Here is a 6095-nt window from a genome sequence, read left to right on the forward strand (position 1 = left end):
CGCCCCCTCCGACGCCCTGCTGGTCGTCGACCGGGTCGCCAAGTCCTTCGGCAACGTCCGCGCGCTGCGCGACGTGTCGCTGTGGCTCGGCCGGGGCCAGATCACCGCGCTCATCGGCGACAACGGCGCCGGAAAGTCCACCCTCGTGCGCACCCTCTCCGGCGTGCACCCGCCGGACTCCGGGGAGCTGCGCTTCGACGGCACCCCGGTGCGCTTCACCAGCCCCGAGGAGGCCCGCTCCGCCGGCATCGAGACCGTGCACCAGAACCTCGCGCTGGTCGACGACCTCACCGTGTGGCAGAACCTCTTCCTCGGCCGCGAGCGGATCCGCCGGGTGGCCGGCCTCCCGCTGCTGGACCGCGCCGCCATGCGAGAGCAGGCCGGCGAGATGCTGTCCCGGCTCTCGGTGAACGTGCCGCCCGCCTGGGCGAAGGTGCGCCGGCTGTCCGGCGGCCAGCGCCAGGCCGTGGCGATCGCGCGCGCGGCCGGCTGGGGGTCCAAGCTGGTGATCATGGACGAGCCGACGGCCGCACTCGGGGTGCAGGAGACCGCCCGGGTCGAGGAGCTGATCGCCCGGCTGCGCGACGAGGGTATGGCCATCCTGCTGATCAGCCACAACTTCGACCAGGTCATGCGCCTGGCGGACCGGGTGTGGGTGATGCGCGCCGGCGGACTCGCCGCGGGGCGCGCCACCGCCGACACCGACGCCCAGGAGCTGGTGGCGCTGGTCACCGGCGCCCGGGCCGACTGACCGCGCCGGCCGCCTCGGCCGGACACCTACCGCAACTGAGAGGGGAACCGCAGTGAACGCGGCCACCAGCAATCCGCTCGGCGTGCACGCCCTGGTCTGGGTCGGCGACTGGAGCCCGGAGTCGGCCCGCTACGCGGTCGAGCAGACCGCCGCCGCCGGGTTCGACCTGATCGAGATCCCGCTGCTCGACCCGTCGGCGGTCGACCCCGAGCTCACCCGCAAGCTGCTCGACCGCCACGGACTCGCGGCCGGCACCTCGCTCGGCCTCAGCGCGGACACCGACGTCTCCAGCACCGATCCCGACGTGGTGGCGCGCGGACGCCGGGTGCTCGCCGACGCGCTCGCGGTGACCCGCGACATCGGCTCCGGCTACTTCGGCGGCGTGATCTTCTCGGCGCTGCGCAAGTACGGCGCGCCGCTGGAGGAGCGCGGCCGGGCCAACGCGGTGGAGACGATCGCCTGGCTCGCGGAGCGGGCCAAGGCCAGCGGCATCACCATCGGCCTGGAGATCGTCAACCGCTACGAGACCAACGTCCTCAACACCACCGAGCAGGCCCTGGCCTTCCGGGCCGAGGTGGGGGCCGACAACGTCGTGCTGCACCTGGACACCTACCACATGAACATCGAGGAGCCGGACTTCGCCGAGCCGGTGCGCCAGGCCGGCGGGCACCTCGGATACGTGCACGTCGGCGAGAGCCACCGCGGCTACCTCGGGCAGGGCACGATCGACTTCCCCGCCTTCTTCGCCGCCCTCACCGCCGCCGGCTACACCGGTCCCATCACGTTCGAGAGCTTCTCCTCGGCCGTGGTCCACCCCTCGCTCTCCAACGACCTCGCCGTGTGGCGCAACCTGTGGAGCGACGGCGCCGACCTCGCGCGGCACGCGCGCCGGTTCATCACCGACGGCCTGACCCAGGCGCGGGGCTGATCCATGGCGGTACGGGCACTCCTGGGTATCGACCTCGGCACCAGCGGGGTCAAGGCGCTGGTCACCGGGGTGGACGGCGCCGCGCTGGGCGAGGCCGACGCCGAGTACCCGGTCGTCTCGGCGCGTCCCGGCTGGGCCGAGACCGACCCCGGACTGTGGTGGTCGGCCACCGTCCGAGCGGTGCGCGCCGCGCTGGCCGGCGCCCGGGAGCGGGCCGGCGACTGCGCCGTCGCCGCCATCGGGCTGGACGGCCAGATGCACGGGCTGGTGCTGGCCGACGCGGCCGGCCGGCCGGTGCGCCCGGCGCTGCTGTGGGCGGACCAGCGCGCCGCGGCCGTGCTCGGCCGGTGGACCGGCCTGCCGGCCGGTCTGCGCGGCCGGCTGGCCAACCCCCTGGTGCCGGGCATGACCGGGCCGCTGCTGCGCTGGGTCGCCGAGCACGAACCGGAGGCGGCCGCCGCGGCGCGGTGGGCGCTGCTGCCCAAGGACTGGCTGCGCCTGCGCCTCACCGGGGCGGCCGGCACCGAGCCGTCCGACGCCTCGGCCACCCTGCTGTGGGACGTGCCGGCGGACGGCTGGTCGGCGGAGGCCGCCGCCGCGGTCGACCTGCCCGAGCGGCTGCTGCCGCCGGTGCTCCCCTCGGGGGCGGCGGCCGGCGGCCTGACCGCGGCGGCCGCCCGCGAGCTGGGAGTCGCCCCGGACGTGCCGGTGGCCGCGGGGGCCGGCGACACACCGGCGGCGCTGCTCGCCACCGGCCTGCGGCCCGGACAGGCGCAGGTCACGGTGGGCAGCGGCGCGCAGGTGGTCACGCTCGCCGGCACCGCGGAGCCCGTACCGGGCGTGCACGTCTACCGCACCGCGACGGCGGCGGGCTGGTACCGGATGGCGGCCGTGCAGAACGCCGGCATCGCGCTGGACTGGGTGCGCGGCCTTCTGGGGACGAGCTGGCCCGAACTGTACGAGAGCGCCGACACCGGCGCCCCCGGGGCCGACGGCGTCACGTTCGTTCCGCACCTCACGGGCGAGCGGACGCCGGTCCTGGACCCGGCGGCCACCGGCGCGCTGTCCGGCCTGCGGCTGGCCAGCGACCGGGGCACGGTGCTGCGGGCGGCGCTGGAGGGGGTCGCGCTGTCGGTCCGGCACGCGGCGTCGGCGCTGCCCGGCGGCCTGCCGCCCCAGGTGCGCCTGGCCGGCGGCGGCACCCGGCACCCCGCGTTCCGCCGGCTGCTCGCCGACGTGCTCGGCGTTGAGCTGCACCCGGTGCGGCTGCGCAGCGCCTCCGCGCTGGGCGCGGCCCTGCTGGCCGCCGAGGCAGCCGGCCTGCCGGCGCCGCCCATCGCCCTGGAGGAGGCCGAGCCGGTCCGTCCGGGCGAGCGGTCGGCCGACTACGAGCCGGTGTTCGCCCGCTACCTGGAACGGGTGCGGCTGGGGTAGCGGCCCTCCGGACGCGGCACGGGCGTTCGCGGCCCGGCCGGGCGCGGCCCCGGCACCGGGCGGTCCGGGGTACCGGGTGCGTCGGCTCCCGCGGGCGTGCGCGCCCCCGCAAGTGGCGGCCGGACCGGCCCCCGGGACGGCCTGCCGCGCGGTGGCGGCCGCGGTCCCCCGCGCCCGGCCGCCGGTCCCCTCCGCCGCCGTCCGCCCGGGCCGCTGGTGGGGTTCCACGCGCCCCGAAGCGTGCACCGGGCCGCGGCGGAAGCCGGAGCCGCAGGGCAGCCGCGCGCCGGGCGGTGCCGCAGCGGACGTCGCCGCTCCTCGTCCGCGACGGTTCGTCGCGCGGCGGGCTCCCGTCCCCGCGCCTCCCGTTCGGCGCGTTCCGGTGTGCCGCCCAGCCGCCCGGGTGGACGACCGCCTCGGCGGCGCGGGCCGCCCACCCCCGCGTGGAGCCATCGGGGCGCGCGATGGCGCCATCCGCCGGACCCGGCGGCCGCGCGGTCCGCACCGCCCGCACTCGGCCCCCGCCCGGCTCCGCCATCCGTTCGGCGGGAGCGGGCGCGCGCGGCTTCCGGGTTTCGCGCGGACCGGTCTTGTCCGGGGCGGCCGGAAGTGCGGGCCGCACCGGGTTCCAGCCGTGGCGTGGGGCTGCGGGAGCCCCGCCGGGCGTGCTCCGGCCTGGTCGGCGCGGTTGCCTCCCGCGTCGGCGGGTAGCGGGCTGGCGTCGTCCGTGCCGACTCGAAGGAGACCCGATGGCGGTGGGATACATCAGCTGGCAGGCCGAGAACGGCGAGTCGCAGACCGTGGAGAACCCGGAGAACGGTCGGGAGTACGTGTTCTCGGGCCGGGGGCGGCTGTTCAACGGGACCGACACCGCGATGACGGTCCGGATCCCCGGCCAGCGCCCCTCCTCCGAGCCGGAGGACGCGTCCGCGCGCGGCAACCTCCTGGGGCGCGGGCGGAACCTGCAGGTCGAGGACGGCGCGAGCGTCCGGTTCGAGGGGTAGCCGCACGGCTCCCGGGGGCGCCATCGCCGCAGGCCTCCCCGGCGCCGGCACGGGCGGGAGCTCCGGGACGCCGGGCGCCCCCTCCGGCGGCCCTGCCTGGAAGCGGTCGGCACGCCGGAGGCGGGACCCGCGGCCCCGTGCGGCTCCGCCGCCCGGGCGGGGGCAGGGCGGATGTAGCGGCGCTGCGGGCCATGTCGCCCGCGGGGAGTCGGCTCACCGCTCCGACGGCTGCGGTCCGCCGCGCGGCCGGACGTGCCGCCCGCTCCGAGGCTGGAGACCGGGACCGTGCGGGCCCCGGTCCGCCGCGGCCTGCTGGTCCCCGCAGCCGGGACCGCGTCTCAACCCGGCGGCACAGGCGTGCCCGCTTCCCGAGCGGGGCCGGCCGGCGTCCCGTCCGACCCGGGCCCGGCCGGGCCGGCGGCCACCAGCCTGCGCGTCCCGTTCGCGCGGACCACGGCGTGTGGTCCCACCGCGTCCCTGCGGGCCCGGCCGGATCCGCCCCCGATGCCGCCGCGCCCGCACGGCACTGCCCCGCTCCCCCGGACACGTGGTTTCGGTGTCGGCTGTCTCCGGGCATGAAGGGAAGGCGTCCGCTTCCGCCGTCCCGCCGCTGCGCCGCGCGGCCGTGGGCCTCGCCGCGAGGGGCGCCTTCCGGCCCCTGCCGGACGGGCGCGCCGATCGGGCGGGCGTTGGACCCTTGTATCGCGGGCGGCTCCGGCTTATGGTTCGGGTCACATCGATCGAAGCGCTTCGACACCGACCCCCCGACGGGAGCGGAGCCGCCCATGGTCACCATCGCGGACGTCGCCCGGCACGCCGGGGTGTCGATCAGCACCGTCTCCTACGTGCTCTCCGGCAAGCGGTCGATCTCGGCGGAGACCGAGGGGCGGGTGCGCGCGGCCATCCGCGATCTCGGGTACCTGCCCAACGCCGGAGCGCGCGCGCTGGCCAGCAGCCGCAGCAACGTCCTCGCGCTCGTCGTGCCGCTGCGCTCGGACATGTACCTTCCGGTGCTCATGCAGTTCGTCACCGGGGTGGTCACGGCCGCCCGCGCCCATGAGCACGACGTACTGCTGCTCACCCAGGAGGAGGGCGCCGACGGGCTGCGCCGGGTGGCCGGGACCGCGCTCACGGACGCGGTCATCGTCATGGACGTGCAGCAGCACGACCCCCGCCTGGAGGTGCTGCGCGGGCTACCCCAGCCGAGCGCGCTGATCGGCGTGCCGGCCGATCCGCGCGGGCTGGCCTGCGTGGACCTCGACTTCGCGGCGAGCGCGGCCTCCTGCGTCGCCCACCTGGCGGACCTGGGGCACCGCGACCTCGGCTTCGTGGGGCCGCCGGAGCCCGTCTACCAGCGCGGCACCAGCTTCGCGCGGCGGGCGCTCGCCGGTTTCACCAGCGCGCTGCGGAGCCGGGCGCTGGCCGGAGCCGGCGTCCCCTGCACGCCGGACTACCGGGGGGTGCGGCGCGCCCTCGCCGAGCTGCGCGCCCGGGTCCCCGGGCTGACGGGGCTCGTGGTGCACAACGAGGAGGCGCTGCCGGTGCTGCTCGACGTGCTGCACTCCGACGGCCTCCGGGTGCCGGACGACCTGTCCGTCGCCGCGATCTGCCCGGACCAGCAGGCGCAGTCCCTCGCCGTGCCGGTGACGGCGGTGGCGATCCCGGCAGAGGAGCTGGCCGCCGACGCGGTGCGCGCGGTGATGCGGGAGCTCGAGGGCGTGCGCGACCGGACGGTGCGGCTGCGCGCCCCGGAGCTGCGGGTGCGCGCGAGCACCGGGCCCGTGAGGTGAGGCCGGCCGGCGGCTCCCGCCCGCGGACCGCCGGCCGGCGCGGTTGAGCACCGGAGAGGTTGGAGAGGAGGAGGCCGCACAGGCCGCGGGACGCGCCCCGGCGTCCCGGCGTTGTCGAAGCGCTTCGATCATCCGCGAGGAGAGTCCCCATGGTCCACCCCACCTCCAGCGACGGCGCTCCCGCCCGC

The 6095-nt window shown here is 77.6% G+C and carries 5 protein-coding genes; all 5 read left to right on the plus strand.

From position 1 onward, the window contains the following. Positions 1-751 (plus strand): ATP-binding cassette domain-containing protein (locus DEF28_RS25120; protein ID WP_325049032.1); only part of this gene is annotated, 751 nt, incomplete at its 5' end. A 52-nt stretch (positions 752-803) separates the two neighbouring features. Beyond that, complete coding sequence (locus DEF28_RS25125) at positions 804-1679, plus strand: sugar phosphate isomerase/epimerase family protein (protein WP_114399587.1); 876 nt, start codon at positions 804-806, stop codon at positions 1677-1679. A gap of 3 nt (positions 1680-1682) precedes the next feature. Then, on the plus strand, positions 1683-3113 hold the full coding sequence (locus tag DEF28_RS25130) for a xylulokinase (protein ID WP_114399588.1): 1431 nt from the start codon (positions 1683-1685) through the stop codon (positions 3111-3113). Between the two features lie 749 nt (positions 3114-3862). Next, positions 3863-4117, plus strand: coding sequence for a hypothetical protein (locus DEF28_RS25135; RefSeq protein WP_114399589.1), 255 nt, complete (start codon positions 3863-3865; stop codon positions 4115-4117). A 785-nt stretch (positions 4118-4902) separates the two neighbouring features. After that, positions 4903-5907: a LacI family DNA-binding transcriptional regulator gene (locus tag DEF28_RS25140; protein WP_114399590.1), complete on the plus strand. Its 1005-nt coding sequence runs from the start codon at positions 4903-4905 to the stop codon at positions 5905-5907. Positions 5908-6095: the final 188 nt, after the last annotated feature.

Origin of the sequence: Marinitenerispora sediminis, from assembly GCF_003336425.1 — a bacterium.
Taxonomy (GTDB): Bacteria; Actinomycetota; Actinomycetes; order Streptosporangiales; family Streptosporangiaceae; genus Marinitenerispora; species Marinitenerispora sediminis.

Excerpts from the sequence above, each read along its gene's own strand:
- DEF28_RS25130 (WP_114399588.1), top strand. The coding sequence starts at position 1,683 with ATGGCGGTACGGGCACTCCTGGGTATCGACCTCGGCACCAGCGGGGTC.
- DEF28_RS25135 (WP_114399589.1), top strand. The coding sequence starts at position 3,863 with ATGGCGGTGGGATACATCAGCTGGCAGGCCGAGAACGGCGAGTCGCAG.
- DEF28_RS25140 (WP_114399590.1), top strand. The coding sequence starts at position 4,903 with ATGGTCACCATCGCGGACGTCGCCCGGCACGCCGGGGTGTCGATCAGC.